Here is a 22,808-nt window from a genome sequence, read left to right on the forward strand (position 1 = left end):
TTAAAAATCCTCAAAATCAAAATCATTCAAATCGTCGATCATCTTCTCTTCTTCCTCCTTCAAGTCACCCGTCAATATCTCGGCAACCTGTTCCGCATTTACGCCCCATAATTCACCCAGCAGCTCAGCGATCATCGTTTTCTCTTTTGAAGAAAATGTGCTGAACGCACGACGTAGAAATACAAGCGCACGCATAAATTCATCGTCTTCCAAAGATTGAATATAATCATTAAGTTGCTCCCATAGGCTTAATCGTGAGAGCAGTGCATAACGGTTACGCATCGATAAGCCCTCGAACCATCCTGCTCCTAAATCAGCCGGGATACCAGGAGACAATCTTCGGGATACTTCTTCTGCTGTCTGCTGCGGTGATATTGCATTTCGCTCCATTAATAGAGCACAGGCATAACCCGATAGCCGAGGATTAAGGTCATCCCGCTCTGACAGATGATGTAGCTCCTGAAGCCACAATGGCTCATCCACCTGATCACTATGCTCAAGAGCAACACCATTAAGCGTATTCAAGGCCGTAATCATAGCTCCTGAAACCTCATCACTACATTGACTCGCATCAAGTAGGAAAAGACATGCCCGCATAAACAGTTGCTGCAAGAGTGGAACTAACGGCTCGGTATCCATCCGTCTAATCCCTCCAAATCGGATCAAAACAGACAAATCCCTTGTCGCAGCAGCAATCTGAACAACATCTTTGCTATCAACGGCGAGCTTCTGCAGTGTCTGACGCCCCTCTTCCATCTGGTGGATCATACCGCACTCATACGCCGTACGAATCAGAGAAGACGCCTCGGCGATAGAAGCACATTCTGAAAGTTTCTGTTGCAGCACATAAGCCGCAGCGACTTCCACGGTTTCACCCAGTAAAGTCGATTCCACAATCTGAATTTCAACTTCTGGTGTCCACTTCACGATCCAATGCTCTGCCCAAGAAGCCTGATCCTGTCCACTCGGTCTTGCACTTGCAAAATGAATGCCTAGCAGCTTCAGGCGATGCAATAACAATGAACGGTTCAAATCGAGATAGGCGGATTCTTCCGACGATACTCTCCTGTTCTCGCGCAGATCCAGTACTAAGTCATTTGCCACAACCGATTTGTACTTATCCAGCTTCAATCGCTTGAATTGACGATTCAAGTCATCTTGTATCGGAGTCTGACTCACCCCTTCAGCCAGCTCACCGATGACGGTACCGATATCAGTCTTGGCAAGCTCTTCTGCAACGGCGGAAAATTCCCCGCGTCCAAGTAAAGTCTGGGCTGCATCACGTAGATCACGCAGTGTTGGAGCACTGCCACCATGCAGGGCTGCTAGAGACTCTGCAAGTCTAACGGCTTCTATAACTTCAGCTGTAGAACGATGCGTTCCCTTCTTCCTCATGGAGCCCGCCACGATAGATAAATAGCGATGCGGCAGCTCCGCTAACCTTCCTCGTAACATAAGGTCCCACATCATCTCAAAATATTGGGGGGCATTATTCCCCGCTCCATACCCTGAAAGAGATAACAGCTTGTAATAGGAATAAGGCATAAGTGTGAGCTTTGTTCCACGGGATGGTAGACTCTTTAATTCCTGATCACTCATATAGTCAGACAGATTGGTAAGCGCTGAAGCATGGTAAGCTCCACAGATGACCACAATTTGTTCAGGTTTATGCCCGGATTCAATGGCCTCTACAATCTGCCTGCGCATGTAAGCTTCCCTAACTGCGTTATAAGCATATTGAGCCGTATCCTCAAGACGTTCCTTCTCTTCCGACAACTCACGTATGTGACTGGAGTAGGCGAGTATCGCATCTTGATAGGCACCGGAATTTAGATTGTGTTCATAATTACGCTCCCAGTACATATCGTAATCATATTCTCCAGCTAGCTCGGCGATATCTTCATAGATCGAATGACTACTCTCTGTGCCGATCTCAAAGGTAAATCCATCATCAAGCGCTTTATCTTCCTGCTCAGGTTCGGAAATAGTATCTAAATCCAACCCTTGAAGATCTTGCATGCATACGGCCACGGATGAAGGAAGGTCGATAAATGCGGCATAAGCACCCTTCTTCTGTGCCCATTTCATGGCCTGATACTCCGGTGAATACACTGCAAATGGCCAAAGCACCGTCCTAACGGGTAGATCCTCTGTGAATCCCAATATCGCGACAGGTGGCTTGGTCGTGAGATTCGTCAGATGGACAATCTCAGAATTCGCATCTGACGGCCCTTCAATAAGCACGGCTGTGGGCTGGATTTGGTCCAGAAAATCCAATAAATGCTTTGCTCCAGCAGGGGACAAATGCCGAACTCCAAAAATATGTACGCCAGCTGCGTTCACTGGTTTATCTCCTTACATGCATTGTATAGACTTCGCCACGAGGCCCCGCGCTTCTTCATCACATTATCTAGGTATTCCTTCCACACCAGCCGATCCTTATCATCATCCTTAACGATCGCACCCTGAAGTCCAGCCGCTAAGTCTTCATCCGTCAGCTCACCGTTGCCAAAGCTCGCTGCAAGCGCCATGCTGTTCGTTAGCAGGGAAATCGCCTCAGCCGTCGAAATGACACCAGCTGGTGACTTCACCTTTTCCTTCTTATCGAGAGTCATGCCACTGCGTAGCTCTCGGAAGATCGTCACAACCTTAAGTAATGCTTCCTCCGCAGGTACAGCTGCCTGCAAATCGTATGAAGCTGCTATTTCAGACACACGTTTTTTCACAATTTCAACTTCTGTATTTAGATCGGCTGGAGCTGGGAGGACAATAATATTAAAACGCCGCTTCAGCGCCGTCGACATTTCATTAACTCCGCGATCTCTCGTATTGGCTGTAGCAATAATAGAGAAGCCCTTCCGTGCATTCATTTCCTTGCCCAGCTCTGGCACGGATATGGTCTTTTCAGACAAAATAGAAATAAGTGCATCCTGAACCTCTGATGCGCACCGTGAAATCTCTTCAAACCGTGCAATCCCGCCCGTCTCCATCGCCCGCATAATCGGACTTTGAACAAGCGCTTCTGGTGTAGGTCCCTGAGCGAGCAACATGGCATAGTTCCAAGAGTACCGCACATGCTCTTCACTCGTGCCCGCAGTTCCTTGCACAACCAGTCCAGAGTTGCCATAGATTGCTGCAGTCAGATTTTCCGATAACCATGACTTGGCTGTTCCAGGCTCACCAATCAGTAGCAGCGCACGATCGGTTACAAGTGTAGCGATAGCCATTTCAATAAGCCGTTTGTTCCCGATATATTTCGGGGTAATATCGACCTTCCCAGCTTTCCCCCCTACGATAAACGTAAGCACGGATTGCGGAGACATCTGCCACCCTGCTGGAATTTTACCTGTGTCTACTTTGCGAAGTGCCTCCAGTTCATCACGGAATAACACTTCCGCTGGCTGACGCATAATATCCTGCAATTGCTCTTGATCTGCTTTCATTTCTATCACTCCTTGAATTGGTCTTGTTATTCTTCTCTCATCTTCCGCATTACGTAATGAAGCTGCTCTTCAGCAATGGCCATATATTTAGGCAATACCGCTTGAACACGGTCATAATAGCTTGGTGACATCTGACATAACTGCTGAAATACAAAGGGTTCGAACTCATAACACTCCTTATTACGATCATCCTCTAATGCCGCCATCAACGCTTCATGAAGTGCATCCACTTGAATACCAACTCGAACTAAGCCCATGATAAACAGATTCGCAAATCGGTTGCGGAATTCAGGTGACTTCTTAAGTTTAGCTAACAAATAAGTCTCAGTTGCTTGATGACCCGGCCTTGCAAACGCGCTGACGAGCGTAAATTCATCCTGCTCAATAAAATGATCAAGCCAGCGCCGATCAAAGCTCTGCTCTATCTGCTCTTGTGGCAGCATCTCAATGTAATACGTATATCTTCCTTTGTCAGCGAAAAGCGATACTTCCTCATAAGTTTTGTATTCATGATGAATTACAATATCGGTAATTGTCTCAACAAGCCTTTTACGCTCTTTGGCAATCTTGCTAAGAGGAGAAGCCTCATACCCTTTTACAAGGATATCTACATAAAGTTCGTATACACGCTCCGGTGACAAAAAGGTGTAAGCTTTCTTGAACACTTCAGTCACATAGACACTGCTATTCTTGAAATGCTCAAGGTCGTGCTCTGCATTTCGCCGAAGTAACTCTCTGGCTTCCTCTGTCTCTAAGCGGCTCATATAGATGACTGCTACATTAACAAGGCGCTCCCAACCTAAAGTCATATAAAATAGATACTGCTCCAGCACATTCCGAAATAATGCCTCCAGTTCCGTACTCTGCTTATCAGACAATGCCCGGAGTTTCAGTCTCACATTAGACCAGATATCCTCTACCTTTTCTTTATCCTTCTGTACTTCTGGAAGAGCGGAAAGCTCTGCGGATAAATCGTGAGTAAGCCGTTCTGTTAACAAGGTTGATTGGCATTTGTAAAGCGCTGAGTTCACTGTTTCTTTGTCTTTTCCAAGAGAAGCTTCATATAATCTCTCTACAGCCGAATCGGATCCATTCACAGCAAGTGCATCATACGCGGCTTCTCGGATCACTCTCTTCTTGCTCCGGCTCCATTCGATTAGCTCAGCTTCATATGCTCTATGAGGGGCTAGCAACCTGATTGCAGTCGTTCTCACCTGATCCGATCCCGTCATGGCAGCCTGATAGATTAAATCAAGAACTTCATCTCCGCCTGTCTTTGCAATAACCTTCAGCTTGAGAGATTCTGCCTTTCCCCCTGCCGGATCGAAGTTCTCTACAAGTAGTGGAATAATTTGAGATCCGTACGCTGGCAATATATGATCCGCAGCAAACTCAGCGATTTCTACATAGGAGTCATTCAGCGCCCCCATAGCAAGGTGTACCAGACGAAGGTCATGGAACAATCCTTCTTTAAATGCTTCTTCGATAATCTCATAGCGTCCGCCGCCTTTTGTTGTTAGCGCAACCTGAACAGCGGAAAGCTTACGATAAGATAAATGTGAAGACAGAGACAAAGGGATGTTATTCAAGGAGAGTCGCTCTCCTTCCGGACTCGTTATTCCTTGTGTGTACAATACCGAGCTTAATAGCTGGTTTAAATCTTGTAGACGCTGTGCAGAATGCACCTCAGTCCCGATTTCCGGTTCTATGACTGCTATGATTCCTTCCCCTAAACGTTTGAATATCGGAGCTCGTTCACCGAGCTGCTCAAATTTCGGTAGTAACTTTTTTAATCGAAAATCACCAACAGTCAAGTCACTTCCAGCAATATATAAACGCCTAACTTCATCTTTAAGTTCTTGGAGTAATGCCGTACTCATGGTTGTTCCCCTTTCATTAGCGACTCTAATATAGCAATCTAATGATTTCCTTATCCGTGACGATCGAAAGTGGTTGAGCCAGTAGACGTCCTGACTTGATACAGTGCTCAAACATTACTAACATAGAGACCTCGTTCAGCTGCTCCTGCTTAAGATATCGAAGCATAGAGACGGTAGGCGTTAACAGCACATCTCCCAATCCAATCGCCTGACCAGACTCATCCGTGATGGCATATCGTCCTTCCGCATTCTGACTGATACTCGAAACATGAAGTAACAAGACTGGATTGGAATCGCTTAGTGGGTTCTTCAGTTGATTCTTCACCTTTTTAATAGATTCTGGGTACGATCTGGCTCCATACGCTTGGATCCACTTCATATCCGAACCCGTTACGGGTCTTGTTAGCACTTCCTCAAACCGCACTCTCCGGTTCATATCTCCTGGATATCGGTACAACACAGGAACTTGTGCTACTTCGAAGAAGCTATCATCCTCACGCATCAGCTTTGCGGCTTTAAAAGGGCGGTACTGAATCGTACGATGAATTTCTCCGCTATCCCTCTGAATCCAGTAACCAACATCAACATACTCCTGTCGTGCTTCATCCGTATAACTATGAAATGAAAGCTGGATCAATTCCGCCTGCTCGCTAATCAATCCGAAGCTTTGAAGCTCGGTCAATTGCCATGCATGGCCTAACCACTCTTCCATCGTAGATTCATGATCAGGCTGCATTTCTGGATCTTCCAGCTTTGCAGATAAATACTGCCGTCCCTTTTTAATAAAAGCATTCATAACGGCAAGCTGTTCTACGGCGTATGTATAAGAAGTCTCTTGATCGAGATCCCCAGAAGCTTGCAAAAGCTTCAATAATCGGCGAAGCTCGAACTGAGCGCCTGATAAGTAGTGATTCCCCATCTGTTTCACATGGTCTTGGAGTAGCTTTAGATCCTTGGTATCGATCGTACCTAGTCCGCTCCGTATAATCGAGTGAATTAGTTTCTCAAGTACGTCGAGTCCTTCGAGTTGGGATATGATCTTCTTCTTAAGCGCGGACTTATTCACTTTCTTCGGCTTAGGTGATGATCCTTCTGCGGATTCTTTAAGCTTTCGTTCTTCTCGTTTCTCTGCCTTCTCTCGCTTCGCGGCCAGATCATCCGGAATGACAGCTGGTGTGAAGGAAGCACCCTCAGCATAGGCGTATAATAGACCCAAGACATGCTTGCACGGAAACTGCCTGCTTGGACATGAACAACGCATGACCGGCTTTTCCGGTATGGCAAAATCAGCAGACGGCTGATAATTAGAACTACCACTGCCGGCACAGGTCCCAAACAACACGATGTTATCCTCTGAATGATTCAGCTGCAGAAACCGTCCTTTTTTCACAAGGCCCTGACCATTCTTAATTGCCGCACTATTCGGTGCAACAGAATCTATCCATGTCTCTGTAATTTCAATCAAACTCATACCCTCCTATTAACTTACTGATCGGCTACTCTTTATTAAATGAATTACTACACTAAATCATACCTAATCTCCTACGGGTGCCCTACCTTCTAAAGACCTATTTAAGAACATTTATTCTTATTCCATTCATTAAATCCCCTTTATATGGTTTTTATTTACTCCTGTTTCCACAAAAAAACCTCAGGTGTTCTCCCAAGGTTTGATTACTACTTATAGGATTTTCTTATAATTCCTTGCAATATAATTGCAGCCAGAATATAGGGTCATCAGAATCGCTAACGTCATCATGAGATTATCTACCCGATAAGCTGTGAATACGCTAAAAGGATAGTTGTTTAATAATACGGCTGTAATTCCCATGACTTGAAGTACCATCTTCCATTTACCATATTGGTCAGCCGCAAGAGCTACTTTCTGCGAAGCAGCTGCCATTCTAAGTGCTGTAATGATAAATTCCCGACCAATAATGACCACTACCATCCAAGGCGAAACCATATTTTGCTGAACCATCATAATGAGAGCCACCGAGACGAGGAGTTTATCAGCGAGTGGATCAAGGAGCTTCCCTAGATTCGTAATTTGATCATATTTTCTCGCGATATATCCATCCAATTTATCTGTCGCAGAGGCAAGCACGAATAAAATGGCTGCTATAATAACACCATTCTGACTTAGTATTTCAATCAGCGTGAATTTAGAAGTTAACCAGCTTGGATACTGCATAAGACATAGCATGAAAAAGGGGATGAGCAATATTCTTGCTATCGTTATTTTGTTCGCTAAGTTCACTTATTTCACTCCTTTGTCTACGGTGTGACAGATCCTCGGCATAATAAGACCCAGCATAAGAATAGCAAGTATCTTAGGCTGGGTCATGGATTGTAAATATGGAATTACACTAACTCTAAAATATGAGAGAGTGCTTGGTCAATCTTCATATATTTAAAAGGATAACCCGCTCTCTCTAGTCGATCTGGTATCACCCAGCGGCTCTTTAGAATAAGCTCAGTTTCTGTTTTAATAACAACTGCCCCTAGTTCAAGCAGCCACTTCGGGGAAGGCAAGCCGAATTTTATGTTCATTGTTCTACGTAGCTCTGCCATGAATTCTCGGTTCGTGACCGGGTGTGGAGAAGAGCAATTAAACACGCCGCTAAGATCCTCCCGCTCTTTCAGAAACATTATAATGCCGAATATATCCTCAATATGAATCCAACTAAACATCTGATTCCCTGGGCCTTGTACTCCCCCTAGCCCGAACCGAGCCAAATTAATAAACGGAGTCATAACGCCTCCATCAGGACCAAGCACGATTGCGATCCGAAGTGCCACTTGTCTTGTATGCGGCAATTGAAATGAGAAAAAAGCCTGCTCCCACGCCTGAGCTACTTCCACGGAAAATCCAATGCCTATTTCTCCATCTTCCTCGGTCATCGGTCGGTCTTCCGCATGTCTGTAAATGGTTGCTGTACTGGAGTTTATCCACAGCGGTGGAGGGCTGCTACAATTCTCGATCGCCTCTCCTAGTACGCTTGTCGTCTCTGTTCTTGAGTTCATTATTTCCTGCTTATTCTTCTCATTATAGCGGCAATCTACTGACTTCCCGGCAAGATTGATTAACAGATCAGCATGATTTATAGCTGCGATGATCCCTTCCTGATCCTCCCATGATATATGCTGTTTCTGTCTTGAGATGATATGAACTTCATATCCAAGATCCTTGAATTTATCTTCTAAAAATGTACCAATAAAGCCCGTTCCACCTGCTAAAACTACTTTCGCGTGCATATGATCAACTCACTTCTCTACTTTTTCACTGTACAATCGATCCGTCTACACAACATGAACAACCATTTTAAAAGCCATGAGGCTCTATCCTACCTATTCGATTCAGGAGGGATCATTCCCTTCATTTCGAATGGGATCGAATCAACCAATCGCGAAAAAAGGCACCTTCAGCTCATGTCTGAAAGCACCTTTAACGTCGAGACTCAATATTTTTATTAGCTCATTAAGCCGCCATTGATATGACGCCCGATTGACTGAACGAATAACCGGAAGAAGTAAACCCTTGGGGCGATTGCGCTGTAAAAGAACCGAACGCCACAACCATCTCTTGCTCTTCATTGTTCTCTTGGACAAGTCTTAACACTTCATCCACTTCACCATCCATATACGCAATAGCAAGTGCATTTAATCGTGTCTTCAGTTCTTCCTCACGTGAATCAATCCGCACCTCTCCTAACTCTTGTTCCTTCGTTTCAAGTGTCTTTCGGGCTCTATGGTAGGCCGCTTTAACAGCTCCTTCCGTTGTAAACAGTTTATCTGCTGTCTCGGCAACCGAATACCCAAGAACACTACGCAGGAGCAGCACAGTACGCTGAAGCGGAGATAGATATTTAATTAAATAATAAAATGCGATTTCAAGATCAATGGTGCTGTTGTCACCAAGAGTAGCCTGTGCTTCTCTTGTCAGCTCCTGCTCCTTATCTAGAATTCGATCATAAACTTGTCTTCGTCGCACTTGATCAATCCAACCGTTCTTAGCTGTTCTTAGCAGCAGGGCCTCAGGGTTATTGTGCTGCCTCTCCTTTATCTTTTCCAGGATCTTTACCCATGTATCTTGAACCAGATCATCCGAATCCCATGTTGATTGTGTAAGCGAGAGACAATATCTGTGAAGAAGGGCATTTAAATGTTCCAGATCAAACTCAGCCTGTGTATGGTTGATTTGTGGTGAATTCATCATCTTCAGCAGTCCACTCCTTTACCGATCTATAGATAGTTCATATATGTAAACGAATGAAGTCACTTATTCGTTACGGAACACACAAAAATATATTTTTGCTGCCTTTCACGTATCTTTTGGCATCGTCGGTTCGTTTACCAATTGTTAAATAACCATAATAATGGAGGTTACAATATGTCTAGTTATATCCCTTATGTTGTGGAGCAAACGAGCCGGGGCGAAAGATCCTATGACATTTACTCAAGACTTTTGAAAGACCGGATTGTGTTCGTAGGCTCCGAAATAAACGATCCGTTGGCGAATAGTATCATTGCGCAGCTGCTGTTATTATCGGCTGAGGATCCTGAAAAAGATATCCACATGTACATTAATAGTCCGGGCGGATCTGTGAGTGCAGGGTTTGGAATCTACGATACCATGCAACATATTAAGCCACAGGTGCATACGATTTGTACAGGATTCGCTGCCTCTTTTGGTTCTATGCTTCTCCTCGCGGGTGCAAAAGGAAAACGATTCGCACTCCCCAACAGTGAGATTATGATTCATCAGCCGCACGGCGGTGCACAAGGGCAGGCGAGTGATATCGCCATTAGTGCCAAGCGAATACTAAAAACACGAGAGAAAGTGGTCCAAATTACAGCAGAACGGACAGGGCAGTCAATTGAACGCGTAGAGCGCGATATGGATCGGGATTATTTCATGTCCGCCGAAGAGGCCGTGGAGTACGGTATAATTGATAAAGTGCTTACGTCGATTTAACCTCTTAACCCATTTAAAAGCCACCATAATGAATTCCCCTTCATGCTAAGACGATTTAACATTAAGGGCTCTTCATCCATGGTGGCTTTATTTCTTAGACAATGATTAGCCTCATTATATTAGATAAATATCCAAAACAAGAACAATTGCACAACGATCATCACCAGACCTAGAATTAACAACATTTTTCCTGTATCCCGCTTCTCGCTATCGTCGCTAAAGGATGCCAAACCTCCAACAATAAGTCCCACAATAGGGATTATGATTGTTGAGATTACGATGAGTGTCAATGAAGTGCTGTCTGGTACGGATGGTGCCCACTCCTCATCATAGCGTGAATTAGGCTGAGCAGATGGAGTTCTGGATACAAAAGTACCACAGTACTTGCATTTCATTGCTCCTTCGTCCAATGGTTCACGACAATGGGCGCAAATCGTTGACCTCCTTTTGGGAGGTGTTACATACTCTTTTTCCGAATTAAGTGTACCTTGAGCAGTAACACTTTGAAGAGAAGTTCCACATACAACACATATAAGAGCCGCTTCTTTATTTCCTTCACCACAACTAGGACAAACCTTAACCGCCATTCCTTGTACCTCCTTAAAAGCCTCTGGTAAAATTAGAAACCCCCTAATCGGAATGAAATAGGAGGTTCGATCAATGTAATTATATTCTATTTACGATTCGCATCACGGATACGTTGCAACTGTTTAATATGCACTGTTTCATGTACCAAGTTATTTAAACCTATTAAATCCCATCTAATCCTTTAATCATCATATCGTCCGCATTTACCCATAAAGCTAAACTTTTTTATCAATAATATGTTTATTATTCTTGATTTCTTTACTTAAATCTCTGATTTCATCGATTAATATATCTAGTTTTTTTGAGGTTTGCGATGAATCTATAGAGTGCCTTATCACCACTATTGCCACTGCTAAGGATATCAACCACAAAGGTATAAATATCAGTGCATCCATACAGCACCCCTTTCCTTTGCTCTACGATCTTCGACCAATATACAAAAGATGAGAAGACAGCCCGAGTATATACGGATTCGCTGCCTCTGTATAAATCAGTTCCATCACATCTCTGAACTCTTCTTCTCCACGCGAACGCCAATAATCGGACTGCTCAGATGAAAATGAACCAGCAATACTTGAAGAAGCGATCAATTCCATACTTTCGAAGCCATGAGATTCCATAAACGGCTGAATATCTTCAATATTAAAATAATAAGCTCCCGTAAATCTTCCCTCATCACTATGATTAAATATGCCCGTTTCCATAAAGCTAGTTAGTTCACGCATATTATCATTCGGTCTCCACTGTAATGGATTAAGAAGCGAGTTGGTTAAGTGTCTCGTTCTGGTCATAAAAGCTACAAAGACAACTCCTCCTCTTTTGGTAACGCGAGAAAGTTCTTCAATTGCTTGATTTCGCCCTATTTCATCTTGCAAATGATACATTGGACCGAGCATCAGGGAAGCGTCAAATTGCTCATCTTCAAATAGGTACAGATTCCGGGCATCTGCCGCTTCAAGCGTTTTAAATCGATCAAGTAGATTAAGCTCCTTAGCTTTTACAGAAGCTTGCTCTACCAATCTTGGCGTAAGATCTGTTAGAGATATGTCATATCCATGCATCGCCAGTTCCATCGAATACTTTCCAGGCCCCGCTCCATTATCTAGTACATGTCCCTGAACAGGCAAATACTTCTTCATATAATGGAGGTTTACCAAGTACTCCATAGGTTCCCGATCCAAGCGCCCCCACTCATCAAACCTATTGTAATACTCCAGAACGTTCCCCATATAAGCGTTCCTCCAATTGTTTGAAATACGCCAACTTGTCATCAATAAAATCATCACCGAAATCAATAGCACCATGGATATGAGGGTCCTTAAGACAAAGTCCCATCAACCATAGCTGTCTAATGCCGACAAAAATAGGCACAGCCTTCAGGTCATTCTCGGATAACACTCTGATCGATTGGTACCCGTCTAGAAAAGCCCCCCAAATGCGTTCTAACTGATCCGGATCATGACCTAATCGGACTTCTCTAGCTAAACGAAATTCAGCAATATCATAGGCGCGCCAGCCATATCCACATAGATCAAAATCATAGTGAGTCATAACTAATTCCTCGGTGAAGCTAACATTGGTGTTCCCATGAAGATCTCCGTGACATATTCCAAAGTCTAATTGTTCTAATGGGATTTCACGCAGGGATTGCTCCATTTGCAGCCCAAGCTTCTTCAAGAATTGTACATCTTCACCGCGATGCTGCATGTTAGATTCAATAATGGCTAGCGATTGATGAAGGAGGAAATCAAGATCGATTGGAGTTCTTTCGTAACCGCTCTCATAATGATCCGTTAGCAAATGAATATTAGCGACAGCTTGGCCGAAAGAATAACTTATTTCACTGTTATCCATACCTTTTTCATGACCCTCGGCAAAGGTGAACAGAACACCGAACCGTGTCCCCTCTGGTGCCTCAAACGCTTGGATGTATTCACCTTTTACGTCGGCGATCGGTAAGGAAACCGACACTCCCTTACGATCTAAATAGCATAAGAGCTCTAGTTCAAAGGCAATTTCTGAATACTCTTGTCTCCGGTCCCCACGGTACACTCTGAATATGTAAGACTCATCTGATGTAGTCACTAAATAGGTATCATTCATCCCCCTTAGAAGATAAGTCGTGTTCTTTACTTGATCCAAGTTATAATTCTTCTTTATATATTCGTTAAGAGCTAGGTCTGATAGTGTTGAATAGGAAATTGGAAAAAACATATAATGATCACACCCTTCAATTGTTTGTATGTCGAATAAATTTTTCCTTCATGTCTTCTTCTAGATCATATTTGGACCATGCAGCTTCGAGTAAGTTCCCCTCATTGTCCCTAAAATAAAAATATTTTGCTTCTCCCGCGCCCAACGTGTGCAACTCCTCTACGTCTACTCCATTCTTCATCATGTATTCATGCGTATACTCAATATTCGGACAATTGATCGCCATCACGGGAAAAGGTTGACCATTTCGTGAGATTTGTAATCTACCTTGATCCTCTGTTTCAATCAGTAATACTGCAATCGAATACTTACCAGGATGATGAAGTACCGCTATACACGAACCTCGATCCTCAAATTTATTAATTAATTTAAATTCAAGGTTACTGCAATACCATTCAATAGACGCATCAATATTCGATGTAGGAATATATACATATCCAACTCTCGTAAAGAGATAATCTTTATCCATATAACAACCCCCGCAATCAATAGACTTGAACACCTGTTGTTATTATACGTTATATCCCGATATCACTTCCATATTTAGTTAGCAGAGTGAATATCACACAAAAGAAAAAGCCTGAAACATATTGTTTCAGGCTCTTCGTTAACTTTCCATTTCATTTCCGTATGCTCGAATACCTTTTAGGAAAAAATCGATCAACAACTGTAAACTGTAATCCGGATCAATTGGTATATTGAAGTTTCCCGTCTGCTCGAGCGAAGCAAAACCATGCAGTAAACTATGAAGCCCCCTTACCGTATGTATAGCTGCATCACCCTCAAGACCATATGCCTGAAGCACCCGAACGAGTAAATCCACCGGAACCCTAGCCACTTTATTCGTCTCTTCATTATTCCAGTCAGGCATGCGTACCAGAGCGTCATATAAACCGGGATGCTCACGAGCAAAACGGATATATGCTTGAGCAATCTCATGAATGGCTTCATCGTGTGCTCGTCCAATCGCAGCATAGGTCAAAGCTTCATTCAGCTGCTTCATTCCGTATAGAGCCAATCTATGACGCACACCGTTCAGACCATCTACATGGTTGTACAATGATGGCGAACGGATACCTAGCTTTTTCGATAATGAGGCTAATGTTACTTCATCCAAGCCTTCTTTATCAGCTATGTCCGCTGCCGCTTGCATGATCATCTGTACGTCGAGTTTCACCCTAGGCATCAGTTCTTTCAACTCCTTAAAAATAACACTATTACCAATTTAACTAATAAGATTAGTTCAAGTCAAGCTATGTTCCATATCTTCGCTTTTACGTAAAAAACAAAGGCTGTCCAAGAATAATCTCTTAGACAGCCATGCACTTACTTATTTAGACTGAGCTTGCTTTGCAGCATATGCTTCATTCATCTCTTTCACAACTTCTTGCAAGTTCGCATCTTGTTTCAGTTTTTCTATAAACGCATTGTAAGAATCAATGGTTTCTTGTCCGAGAATAACTTTAGTCCGCATGTCATCTACTTTCTTTTGAATATCTGCCCAATATTTGGTTTGCGCTTCTGACGTCAGACCAAGCGTATGATCAACCAATACAATCTTTTTACGTTCATTCAAAATTTCTTGGTTTCGGTTATAGATTTCTTCGGTTGTCTTAGATGGATCTCCAAGTACCTGTTCGTCATTCAATTTCATAAAGATACCCTCAAAGGTACCAATTTTGTCGCTTTCAAACTTCTCGGTACGAACTCGGCGGCCATTCTCTTCTTTGAAATGGACATCTTTAATACCATAGTTTGCAAGCTCGTTCCCCTCAGGGCTGTATCCATAATCAAAGAAAGATAGGATCTTCTTCACTTTTTCTTCGGATACCTTCTTTGGAATAAGGAAGAATCCATAGAACGGTGCTCCACTTGGTGTAAATTTATTGCCTGATGGTCCCGTTAGCGATGCCAATGGAATGAGGTCCGCTTCAGGTACAATTTTCTTAATATCGAAGGTTTGAGAGATGGAATTGTTCATGGAGTATCCACCGCCACCTGCCTTACCGCTCTTAAGGAGATCGGTAACCTGTGAGAATTTCAAGATAACGAAATCGGATGGGAATAACCCTGCATCATAAGCTTTTTTGATCCACAACAACGCATCTGTAGATTCCTTCTCGGTGATGATTGGATGAAGCTCTCCATCACGCAGTTTCCAGTTGCCTATATTATTATTGAAAATATTATATACGAATGCCATAGAAGTCACGCTAGCTGAGTAAGGTACAGAATCGTTTTTGCCATTACCATCTGGATCTTTCTCTTTAAACGCCACTAACGTGTCGTACAACTCGTCCATCGTCGTAGGTACAGAAAGATTCAATTTATCAAGCCAATCCTTACGAAGCATTGGGAAGATCCCGCCGCCGTGTGTTGGATAATAACGAGGAATCATATAGTTCTTCCCGTCGATCTTAGACTTTTCCCACATATCATCCAGCATATCAGCAGACAGGTTAGGATAGTCCTTGATCATATCTGTCAAATCCCAGAACACACCTTGTTTAATTAAGTTACGAATTTGCTGATTGTTCATGTCCTCTGTAAAAGTCACATCCGGCAAATTACCAGATGCATAGAGAACATTAAACTTATCAGTTGCTGTCGTCACAGGTACCCAATCAATATTTAATTTCGTATTGGTACGCTTTTCGAACTCTTTTACAAGCACAAAATTGCTGTCAGGAAATTCAGTAGAATAACTAAGCGTATTCATGGTGATTTCCGTAATCTCTCCATCCTTACCCTCTGACTTTGAGCCACCTGAAGAGCATGCCGTCGTTAATACTAATGTTGTGCTAAGCAGCATAGCAAAAGCTGTCCGTAAGCCTCTGTGTTTTAATGAACTCATTTTGATATGACCTCCTCTAATCTTTTATATTTAATCACTCTTTGACAGAACCAACCATTGCTCCCTTGGCAAAGTGCTTCTGCAAGAATGGATAAACCATCATAATCGGTACGGTTGCGATGACAACCGCAGCCATTTTCAGCGTCTCCGTAGGCATCTTCACATCAGATCGGAAATCAGCCACACTGGAGTTTACTGAACTGTTCGGGTCCACAAGCATATTCTGAAGGATGACCTGAAGTGGCCATTTCTGTTGATCATTGATGAACATGATGGCATTAAAGAATGTGTTCCAGTAACCAACACCGAAAAACAGTCCGAAAGCAACCAATGCTGGCATCGAAAGTGGCATAATAATCTTGAAGAATATGCCGATATCGTTTGCACCATCCATTCGTGCTGCTTCCTCCAGACTCGCCGGAATACTATCGAAGAATCCTTTCATAAGTAGAACATACCAAGCACCCGTAAGTGTAGGAATAATAAGTGACCATATGCTATCAATCATCCCCATCTGCCGAACCACTAAGTAAGACGGAATCAAGCCTGGAGAGAACAGCATGGTGAAGAGTACACCAAACATGATGGCTCTACGAAAACGTAAGCGTTTACGAGATAATGCAAAAGATAATCCGGATGTAACAATTAGACTTAATGCCGTACCTACGGTAGCCAAAAAGCCACTATTTCCGAATGCGGTGATAAAGGTATCCGTTGACATGAGATACTTATAAGCATCGATGGTCCAATTAGTAGGAAATAGGATTAATGGCTTTTGGTAATATTCAATAGGATCCGTGAAGGATAATACAAACGTATAATAGATTGGAAATAATGAAATCAGACTTATAATCAGAAGTGCTGTAACATTTACCGTTTCAAAGATACGGTCTGACCAGCTTTTGCGCATATTGAAGTCCTCCTACAGATTTGGCATAACACATGAATGGATGGGATTTTATTAATAGACACCATCTTCACCGAATCGTTTGGCCATTTTATTAGCCATTACAACAAGAATGATTCCAACAATGGATTTGAATAATCCGATGGCTGTACTATAGCTAAATTGTCCTTGCTGTACCCCGTTACGATAGACGTATGTATCAAATACATCAGCGACATCGGATACGGCTCCATTCATCATGAGATACACCTGCTCAAAGCCTACGTCAAGCACCGATCCCATTCTCAAAATAAATAGAATAACGATAACATTCCGTATAGCGGGCAAAGTAATATGCCAGATTTTTCGGAATCGTCCAGCACCATCCACTACGGCTGCTTCATAGAGCTGCGGGTCTACTCCAGCAATTGCTGCAAGAAAGATGATAGTACCCCATCCAGCTTCCTTCCACATCACTTGTCCTGTTAATAGTCCCCAGAAATAGTCTGCCGTTGTTAGGAATCCAATAGGTTCGCCACCAAATTCAACGATAAGCTTGTTCACTACGCCTTCAGACTGTGAAAGCATTAAGAATGTTAGACCTGCGATAAGTACCCATGATAAAAAGTGCGGGATATAAATGACCGTCTGCACGAATCTTTTGAAGGCCATGCCTCTCAGCTCATTTAACATAATTGAAAGAATAATCGGTAACGGAAAGAATAGAACGATATTCATTAAGCTAATCATCAATGTGTTTCGTAACAAAATCCAGAAATCATCATTTGAGAAGAAACGTATAAAATGCTCTAAACCTACCCATTCGCTCTGTCCGATTCCAAGATACGGAGAATAGTTTTGGAATGCAATCACTAGCCCACCGACTGGAAAGTACTTAAAAATAATGAAATAGATAATCCCGGGCAAAGCCAGAAGATATAAGTATTTATCTTTTTTCATGTCCTTTCCCAGTTGGCTCAGCGCTTTTCTATTCATCTGAACAATCGCCCCCTATATGTGTGTTTTTGATGCCTTCGATTGGGACAATCTTATGTAGAATCGTGATTTCCTGCAATAATAATGTTTTGCAGTCCATTGTAATTCATAATAATTTTTAGTTAAAATGTATGGTATCATCTTACTATGCTTATATTGATCCATTTGTTTAATAGGGAGGAATATGATGAGAGAGGGAAAGAAACGTCATAAGGAAAAAGGGTCTCTGTATTGGAGGAGCCTCGCACTTGTCCTCTTGATCGCATGTCTGCCTGCACTGCTAATTGGGATTGGCATCTATTATTTTGGTAGCGGTTCCATTGTAGATGAACTGAATCAATCACACCAAAAACAATTCCGCCAGTCCATTGAACGTATAGATGACGACTTAACTATTCTGGAGAGCTTTTCTGCCAAGTTAGCTTTTCAACAAGAATTCACAAATTCACTTTCTAAGATGGATTTCTCCCAACAATTCGAAGAAACGCGCTCGTTATTTTCCTCTTTGTCTCTGATGAAAGCTGACAACTCATTAATTTATGATGTTGCTTTTTATATAGATTCGTCAGATAAATTGATCAGTGATCACTGGGGAATTCGTACGCTTCAAGATCAACAGACCCAGTCTCAGCTTCAATCCTGGTTCACTTCGAATAGACAAATTATATGGACAGATTCCATGCCTAGGTGGAGTTCGACCGACCCTTTAATGAAAGGCATTGTGACAAAATTATATGCGGAGGGCAGTGATCGCGCTTTTGGCGCTTTCTTAATCTATCTGAAACAGCCGGCAATAAACCAGCGACTTGAAATGAATAGTGGAAGCGCTTTTATTATGAATCATACAGGTCAAATCTTGGGTACAGATGAACATGATAACGCTCTGCAAACGGCGTTGATTGAACATATTTTACCGCTGGAGAAAACAAAGGATACCTTTATACATAAACAAAATGGGGAAAGCTATTCCGTCTCTTATGATCGACTATTTCGAATTGGTGAGGAATGGATTTATGTATCAACTACTCCCTTATCTCAGCTTACGAAATCCGTTACAACAATGTCCCGAATCATCGTCATCGTCAGTGCATCTGGAATCGTGCTCGCACTTCTCCTGTCCTGGTTTGCTTCAAAGCGTATTTATGATCCTATACGTCGACTAGTCGATCTTTTTCATCCTATTAAAGAATTAGATCATCCACATCATTTGAATGAGATTTCGCTCATTGAGAAGCAATGGCGTCATCACTTGAAGGAAAGAGAACGTCTAGATCAACAGCTTCAAGCATCGTTACCGACCCTAAGAGAAGGCTTCCTGCTACAATTTTTGTATGGAAGGCAGCTTCTCCTATCCCAAGATGAGGTCGTTGAGAAATTATTTCAATATGATTGGGATATCGAGAATAAACGCTTTGCTGTGCTGATCGCCGGATTATATGGAAACGATTCATCTAACAGAGACTTACTTGAGGGGCTAAATCATGAGGAACAGCTCCTTGATTACGCTGCTTCCAATATTATCGGAGAATTATGTATGTCCGCAGCTTATTACTCCCATACGATTAACTTTCAGGACTCTACCATCGGTATTCTTCTCGTCTATGATGATGCTGAACCTGCGGAACAAACAAAAACAGATCTACTAGACTTAGCTGATAATATTGCAACCAGTGTCAGCAGCTTGCTCAAAATGAATACGGCTGTAGTCGTCAGTAAATTAACCGCTAATGTTCTTGATCTACCGGGGATATTTGAGGAAACACGCAGCACACTTCGTCTTCGTGATCCAAAGAGCCGCTCCAATGTAATTAATGTGGATGACATCATGCCTGAATATGGACATTATGCCGAATTTCCTTTCGAGCTAGAGCAGGATATTATTCATTCCATGCGTATGGGCTTTGAAGATGCAGCCATTACAGGTGTAGAGCGTTTTGTGCAGGTTTTATTAAGCAAATCCATGACACAGATGCATGTCCAGCAAGGGATGATGAAGCTACTCGGCAGTGTTTTTGACACGATGCTGCGTTCCGGAATTAATCCGGATACTGTCTATGGGGGAGCACATTTATATGAAGATTTAATGGAGATTAGACATCCCGAAGAAATGGCGAGGTGGTTCTCTCATTCCGTTGTTATCCCCTTTACAAGAGCTGTTCTCTCTGCCATCGACCCAGCTATGCTTCAGATCGTCGAACAAGTATGTGAGCGAATGAAGGATGAGCTAAATTTGGATGTATCGCTTGAAATGTACGCTGATCAATTCGGAATCAGCCCTACGAAGCTAAGTCGTGCATTCAAACAGGTTAAGGGAGTTAATTTCATTGACTATGTAACCAGTCTGCGCATTGAGAAGTGCAAAGAGCTATTGCTCATCTCCAATATGAAAGTTAACGAAATTGCAGCATTACTGCGGTATCAGCCATCGTATCTCATTCGTCTATTCAAAAAAAGCACGGGCATGACTCCGGGACAGTACCGTGAGAAGCATACCCGCGAACCTGGACGCGATTCCCAAATCTCTTAAGAAATATGGTCTATTTAAGATAAAAAAACGAAGGCATAACTCTAATCGAGCTTGCCTTCGCTCTTCTTATCTATCTCAACTTTTATCTTCAGTAATAGCACAACCGATTCATCTTGAATCATTTTTTCTACTGACTGGCTGTCTTGATAATCATAGCTGCTTATAGTTTTCTTATTCGTCTTCCGATAGACACCTAAAAGTCTAGTCTCACCTGAATTTAAGCCAATCTGCTCATCTCCAATTGCATAATCCCAAGAGCTAGCCATCGTATTACTATGAAGCTGCATCTGATTATTCAACCTTTTCGGTGGTGCTTTCACTTGACCGGAATAAAGGAATAAAGAACCGTCTTCACTTGTTGGATTAATAAGTCCGAACCCCATTCGTCCTTCTACCATCGGCTCAGGATTTAGGCCATAGCTTAGCTCAGTGAGATGAAATGGTTCCATTTTCTTACCATCAAGATAACCTTCCACCCAAATATTAACCCAGCTCTGATCAGCATAAGGTAACTTATAATCAAAATCATATAAAATCCCGAGTCCTAAATCTTTATATACTTTCTCATACTCCGAGTTCAGATTAGCTTTAATATAAGCGACCTTGTCATCCTTAATCTCTTGTTTATTGCAGCCGATCAGACTTAACATTAACACCGTGACAATCAATAATATAACGTGACGATTCATATTCCCCAGCACAATCTCCTCCTCTCAAAGCAGTCATCTCAAGCGTTCATTCAGTTCTTCATACGCCTCTCTTAACCAAGGATGGACCACTCTAAGTGTCTCCTTGCGTTCCCATAAGTAATTGATATATGAAAAGGCTCCGTGCGCTAATGAAATTTCTAGACTTTTATGAATCTGCTGTATATAAGGTGGATTACCTGGCTGATCCCAAGCAATTTTATCTGCGACAAATAATACTTGGTCAAGTGTTGTTGAATTAGCCTTCAAGGTTGTATGACAGCTAACCGCATCCAAGATCCCTTGATTTGTAATCTTGAATATACCTTGAGCCATAACTTTGGAGAGCTTCTGATGAATGATCATAGGAAATGATTCTTCCTCAGGAAGAACATCAATATCAAGTTTCTTTGCAGCCACAATCCTTTCATTGTTGGGAATGACCACGCTTATATCGTGTAGCCAGCCTGCAATTTCTGCCTCATCTGGATCTACTTGAAATAAAAGAGCTAGTCTCCTAGCCTCTCTCCCGACATCCATACAATGTTGTGCTGTCTCTGGACATTGATTCTGGATTAGAAATGTGGAAATGTCTTGTTTTAGGTCATTCGTTAAAGTCATATCTCTACTTAATTCTTTTAAGAGAGCTTGCATTAAATTCACCTCATCATTATTTTATTGCACACCCTTAAGAACTCTTCTGGTTGATCCAAGAACAGGTAAATATGATCAACCTTTTTACGAACACCGTAAGGACCGATTATCGAAATCTTGTCTTTTAATTGAATATGAATGTTAGGCTCAGTGAAAAGAGGAACAAATGACACCTTTAACTTCTCCTTGGTTAGTTTATCGAACATAATCTTGTCAGCACTCTTCATAAAATCCAAGTCAATATCCGCAAACATCTGATTGCCATACCGAATTATCACACTCTTATCTGTCATCAGTATTGGATTTATATACATCGCTCGGACTTCAGAAATTAGCATCAAGATCAAATATAGATTTCCGAACAAGATGATCCAAGCTAATGTATGTGACCATTGAGCCAACAGAATATGAACAAGTACACCCTCAAGCAGCAGTAACTTTGATACGAATAACACCATAACCAATGCCCCGGAATTGTGATGATAACTAAACCATAAAGATCCCTGCCGCACATACGGTTTTGTCTTCCAGGAGAATAAGGAGTAAAACAATACCGCCAATTCATGAGCAAGCACGGGGACCATCAATGACTGCTTAAAAGTAATGTCCAGACTATTCTGAAGTACTTGAATAGGATGCAATCCCTCCATGTTGGAACGTCTTGCCTTGCGTATATTCAGAATAATGGAATATATGAGGTAGCTAAGGAATGTAACTTCTATTGGTATTAATATGTATTTCACAACATCAAGGAGTCGTTGACCTGTGCTTGGCATCATAAATCCCAATAATATATAGCCTAAGAGTGCAAACGGGAGAACAGAAAGAAATGAGACATTTATTTTTTTATAGATCAAGAAATATATCAGCAGTGGAATGACAACCACAAAATCTAATATGATTCCGATTGAAAGAACTTGATCAAATTCCGTAAATAGTCCTGAATTCATCAGAATAAAATCCACAGACATAATCAGAATCATTAAACCCAAGAAATAGTGCAGGTTCCTTTTTTGAAGTCTCACCATTCGCCCACCCACTCCTTACTATTCTACAATCATAACCATATGACAAAAGGGACTGCTCAACGGATCTTTATAGA

At 42.3% G+C, this 22,808-nt stretch carries 21 protein-coding genes; 2 read left to right on the forward strand and 19 right to left on the reverse strand.

The genetic code is table 11. The features are described 5' to 3' along the window. The 7 genes from AC3WJJ_RS10520 to AC3WJJ_RS10550 form a co-directional block, all read right to left on the reverse strand. Complete coding sequence (locus AC3WJJ_RS10520; RefSeq protein WP_492540345.1) at nucleotides 1-2,343, reverse strand: DUF5682 family protein; 2,343 nt, start codon at nucleotides 2,341-2,343, stop codon at nucleotides 1-3. After that, complete coding sequence (locus tag AC3WJJ_RS10525; protein ID WP_492540347.1) at nucleotides 2,340-3,443, reverse strand: AAA family ATPase; 1,104 nt, start codon at nucleotides 3,441-3,443, stop codon at nucleotides 2,340-2,342. Before AC3WJJ_RS10525 ends, AC3WJJ_RS10520 begins: the two co-directional genes overlap by 4 nt. 26 nt (nucleotides 3,444-3,469) lie before the next feature. Beyond that, nucleotides 3,470-5,323, reverse strand: coding sequence for a HEAT repeat domain-containing protein (locus AC3WJJ_RS10530; RefSeq protein WP_492540349.1), 1,854 nt, complete (start codon nucleotides 5,321-5,323; stop codon nucleotides 3,470-3,472). 25 nt (nucleotides 5,324-5,348) lie between these two features. Beyond that, entirely contained in the window at nucleotides 5,349-6,788 is a 1,440-nt protein-coding gene (locus AC3WJJ_RS10535; protein ID WP_492540351.1) for an SWIM zinc finger family protein, read from the reverse strand. A gap of 216 nt (nucleotides 6,789-7,004) precedes the next feature. Continuing rightward, entirely contained in the window at nucleotides 7,005-7,583 is a 579-nt protein-coding gene (pgsA, locus tag AC3WJJ_RS10540; RefSeq protein ID WP_492540353.1) for a CDP-diacylglycerol--glycerol-3-phosphate 3-phosphatidyltransferase, read from the reverse strand. Between the two features lie 104 nt (nucleotides 7,584-7,687). Further along, nucleotides 7,688-8,581 (reverse strand): TIGR01777 family oxidoreductase, encoded by an 894-nt coding sequence (locus tag AC3WJJ_RS10545; protein WP_492540355.1) that lies wholly within the window; start codon nucleotides 8,579-8,581, stop codon nucleotides 7,688-7,690. Nucleotides 8,582-8,804: 223 nt separating this feature from the next. After that, a complete protein-coding gene (locus AC3WJJ_RS10550) occupies nucleotides 8,805-9,539 on the reverse strand; it encodes an RNA polymerase sigma factor (RefSeq protein ID WP_492540357.1) in 735 nt (244 codons plus the stop codon). A 177-nt stretch (nucleotides 9,540-9,716) separates the two neighbouring features. Between AC3WJJ_RS10550 and clpP the strand changes: the two genes are divergently transcribed. Next, entirely contained in the window at nucleotides 9,717-10,301 is a 585-nt protein-coding gene (gene clpP, locus AC3WJJ_RS10555; protein WP_492540359.1) for an ATP-dependent Clp endopeptidase proteolytic subunit ClpP, read from the forward strand. A gap of 119 nt (nucleotides 10,302-10,420) precedes the next feature. Here the strand turns inward: clpP and AC3WJJ_RS10560 are convergent, their stop codons facing one another. The 9 genes from AC3WJJ_RS10560 to AC3WJJ_RS10600 form a co-directional block, all read right to left on the reverse strand. After that, nucleotides 10,421-10,888, reverse strand: a complete 468-nt coding sequence (locus tag AC3WJJ_RS10560) for a double zinc ribbon domain-containing protein (RefSeq protein WP_492540361.1) — start codon at nucleotides 10,886-10,888, stop codon at nucleotides 10,421-10,423. A gap of 216 nt (nucleotides 10,889-11,104) precedes the next feature. Then, nucleotides 11,105-11,284 (reverse strand): hypothetical protein, encoded by a 180-nt coding sequence (locus AC3WJJ_RS10565; protein WP_492540362.1) that lies wholly within the window; start codon nucleotides 11,282-11,284, stop codon nucleotides 11,105-11,107. A 21-nt stretch (nucleotides 11,285-11,305) separates the two neighbouring features. Further along, nucleotides 11,306-12,118, reverse strand: a complete 813-nt coding sequence (locus tag AC3WJJ_RS10570; protein WP_492540364.1) for a class I SAM-dependent methyltransferase — start codon at nucleotides 12,116-12,118, stop codon at nucleotides 11,306-11,308. Next, on the reverse strand, nucleotides 12,090-13,031 hold the full coding sequence (locus AC3WJJ_RS10575) for a phosphotransferase (protein ID WP_492540366.1): 942 nt from the start codon (nucleotides 13,029-13,031) through the stop codon (nucleotides 12,090-12,092). The genes AC3WJJ_RS10570 and AC3WJJ_RS10575 overlap by 29 nt, the downstream gene beginning before the upstream one ends. Before the next feature lie 88 nt (nucleotides 13,032-13,119). Beyond that, the gene (locus AC3WJJ_RS10580; protein ID WP_492540368.1) at nucleotides 13,120-13,572 is read right to left on the reverse strand and encodes a VOC family protein; all 453 of its coding nucleotides are present in this window, start codon (nucleotides 13,570-13,572) and stop codon (nucleotides 13,120-13,122) included. A 138-nt stretch (nucleotides 13,573-13,710) separates the two neighbouring features. Then, nucleotides 13,711-14,292 carry a TetR/AcrR family transcriptional regulator gene (locus AC3WJJ_RS10585; RefSeq protein WP_492542003.1) on the reverse strand — a complete coding sequence of 194 codons (582 nt, stop codon included), beginning with the start codon at nucleotides 14,290-14,292 and terminating at the stop codon, nucleotides 13,711-13,713. A gap of 141 nt (nucleotides 14,293-14,433) precedes the next feature. Then, complete coding sequence (locus tag AC3WJJ_RS10590) at nucleotides 14,434-15,957, reverse strand: extracellular solute-binding protein (RefSeq protein WP_492540370.1); 1,524 nt, start codon at nucleotides 15,955-15,957, stop codon at nucleotides 14,434-14,436. A 34-nt stretch (nucleotides 15,958-15,991) separates the two neighbouring features. Then, nucleotides 15,992-16,867 (reverse strand): carbohydrate ABC transporter permease, encoded by an 876-nt coding sequence (locus AC3WJJ_RS10595; protein ID WP_492540372.1) that lies wholly within the window; start codon nucleotides 16,865-16,867, stop codon nucleotides 15,992-15,994. A gap of 51 nt (nucleotides 16,868-16,918) precedes the next feature. Continuing rightward, a complete protein-coding gene (locus tag AC3WJJ_RS10600) occupies nucleotides 16,919-17,839 on the reverse strand; it encodes an ABC transporter permease (protein ID WP_492540374.1) in 921 nt (306 codons plus the stop codon). Nucleotides 17,840-18,026: 187 nt separating this feature from the next. Between AC3WJJ_RS10600 and AC3WJJ_RS10605 the strand changes: the two genes are divergently transcribed. Continuing rightward, entirely contained in the window at nucleotides 18,027-20,366 is a 2,340-nt protein-coding gene (locus AC3WJJ_RS10605) for an AraC family transcriptional regulator (protein ID WP_492540376.1), read from the forward strand. A 41-nt stretch (nucleotides 20,367-20,407) separates the two neighbouring features. Here AC3WJJ_RS10605 and AC3WJJ_RS10610 read toward each other — a convergent pair whose 3' ends face one another. The 3 genes from AC3WJJ_RS10610 to AC3WJJ_RS10620 are packed head-to-tail and all read right to left on the reverse strand — an operon-like array spanning nucleotide 20,408 to nucleotide 22,731. Further along, nucleotides 20,408-21,055 carry a hypothetical protein gene (locus AC3WJJ_RS10610; RefSeq protein ID WP_492540378.1) on the reverse strand — a complete coding sequence of 216 codons (648 nt, stop codon included), beginning with the start codon at nucleotides 21,053-21,055 and terminating at the stop codon, nucleotides 20,408-20,410. A gap of 33 nt (nucleotides 21,056-21,088) precedes the next feature. Then, nucleotides 21,089-21,706, reverse strand: a complete 618-nt coding sequence (gene yqeK, locus AC3WJJ_RS10615; protein WP_492540380.1) for a bis(5'-nucleosyl)-tetraphosphatase (symmetrical) YqeK — start codon at nucleotides 21,704-21,706, stop codon at nucleotides 21,089-21,091. Between the two features lie 5 nt (nucleotides 21,707-21,711). After that, nucleotides 21,712-22,731 (reverse strand): hypothetical protein, encoded by a 1,020-nt coding sequence (locus AC3WJJ_RS10620; protein WP_492540382.1) that lies wholly within the window; start codon nucleotides 22,729-22,731, stop codon nucleotides 21,712-21,714. Nucleotides 22,732-22,808: the final 77 nt, after the last annotated feature.

The sequence above is a fragment of the Paenibacillus sp. FW507-14B1B genome (assembly GCF_058781425.1).

What these genes read in the sequence shown, in the direction of transcription:
- AC3WJJ_RS10530 (WP_492540349.1), bottom strand. Translation starts at nt 5,323, where the DNA reads ATGAGTACGGCATTACTCCAAGAACTTAAAGATGAAGTTAGGCGTTTA.
- AC3WJJ_RS10590 (WP_492540370.1), bottom strand. Translation starts at nt 15,957, where the DNA reads ATGAGTTCATTAAAACACAGAGGCTTACGGACAGCTTTTGCTATGCTG.
- AC3WJJ_RS10570 (WP_492540364.1), bottom strand. Translation starts at nt 12,118, where the DNA reads ATGGGGAACGTTCTGGAGTATTACAATAGGTTTGATGAGTGGGGGCGC.
- AC3WJJ_RS10605 (WP_492540376.1), top strand. Translation starts at nt 18,027, where the DNA reads ATGAGAGAGGGAAAGAAACGTCATAAGGAAAAAGGGTCTCTGTATTGG.
- AC3WJJ_RS10565 (WP_492540362.1), bottom strand. Translation starts at nt 11,284, where the DNA reads ATGGATGCACTGATATTTATACCTTTGTGGTTGATATCCTTAGCAGTG.
- AC3WJJ_RS10595 (WP_492540372.1), bottom strand. Translation starts at nt 16,867, where the DNA reads ATGCGCAAAAGCTGGTCAGACCGTATCTTTGAAACGGTAAATGTTACA.
- clpP (WP_492540359.1), top strand. Translation starts at nt 9,717, where the DNA reads ATGTCTAGTTATATCCCTTATGTTGTGGAGCAAACGAGCCGGGGCGAA.
- yqeK (WP_492540380.1), bottom strand. Translation starts at nt 21,706, where the DNA reads ATGCAAGCTCTCTTAAAAGAATTAAGTAGAGATATGACTTTAACGAAT.
- AC3WJJ_RS10545 (WP_492540355.1), bottom strand. Translation starts at nt 8,581, where the DNA reads ATGCACGCGAAAGTAGTTTTAGCAGGTGGAACGGGCTTTATTGGTACA.
- AC3WJJ_RS10600 (WP_492540374.1), bottom strand. Translation starts at nt 17,839, where the DNA reads ATGAATAGAAAAGCGCTGAGCCAACTGGGAAAGGACATGAAAAAAGAT.
- AC3WJJ_RS10525 (WP_492540347.1), bottom strand. Translation starts at nt 3,443, where the DNA reads ATGAAAGCAGATCAAGAGCAATTGCAGGATATTATGCGTCAGCCAGCG.
- AC3WJJ_RS10560 (WP_492540361.1), bottom strand. Translation starts at nt 10,888, where the DNA reads ATGGCGGTTAAGGTTTGTCCTAGTTGTGGTGAAGGAAATAAAGAAGCG.
- AC3WJJ_RS10550 (WP_492540357.1), bottom strand. Translation starts at nt 9,539, where the DNA reads ATGAATTCACCACAAATCAACCATACACAGGCTGAGTTTGATCTGGAA.
- AC3WJJ_RS10610 (WP_492540378.1), bottom strand. Translation starts at nt 21,055, where the DNA reads ATGAATCGTCACGTTATATTATTGATTGTCACGGTGTTAATGTTAAGT.
- AC3WJJ_RS10580 (WP_492540368.1), bottom strand. Translation starts at nt 13,572, where the DNA reads ATGGATAAAGATTATCTCTTTACGAGAGTTGGATATGTATATATTCCT.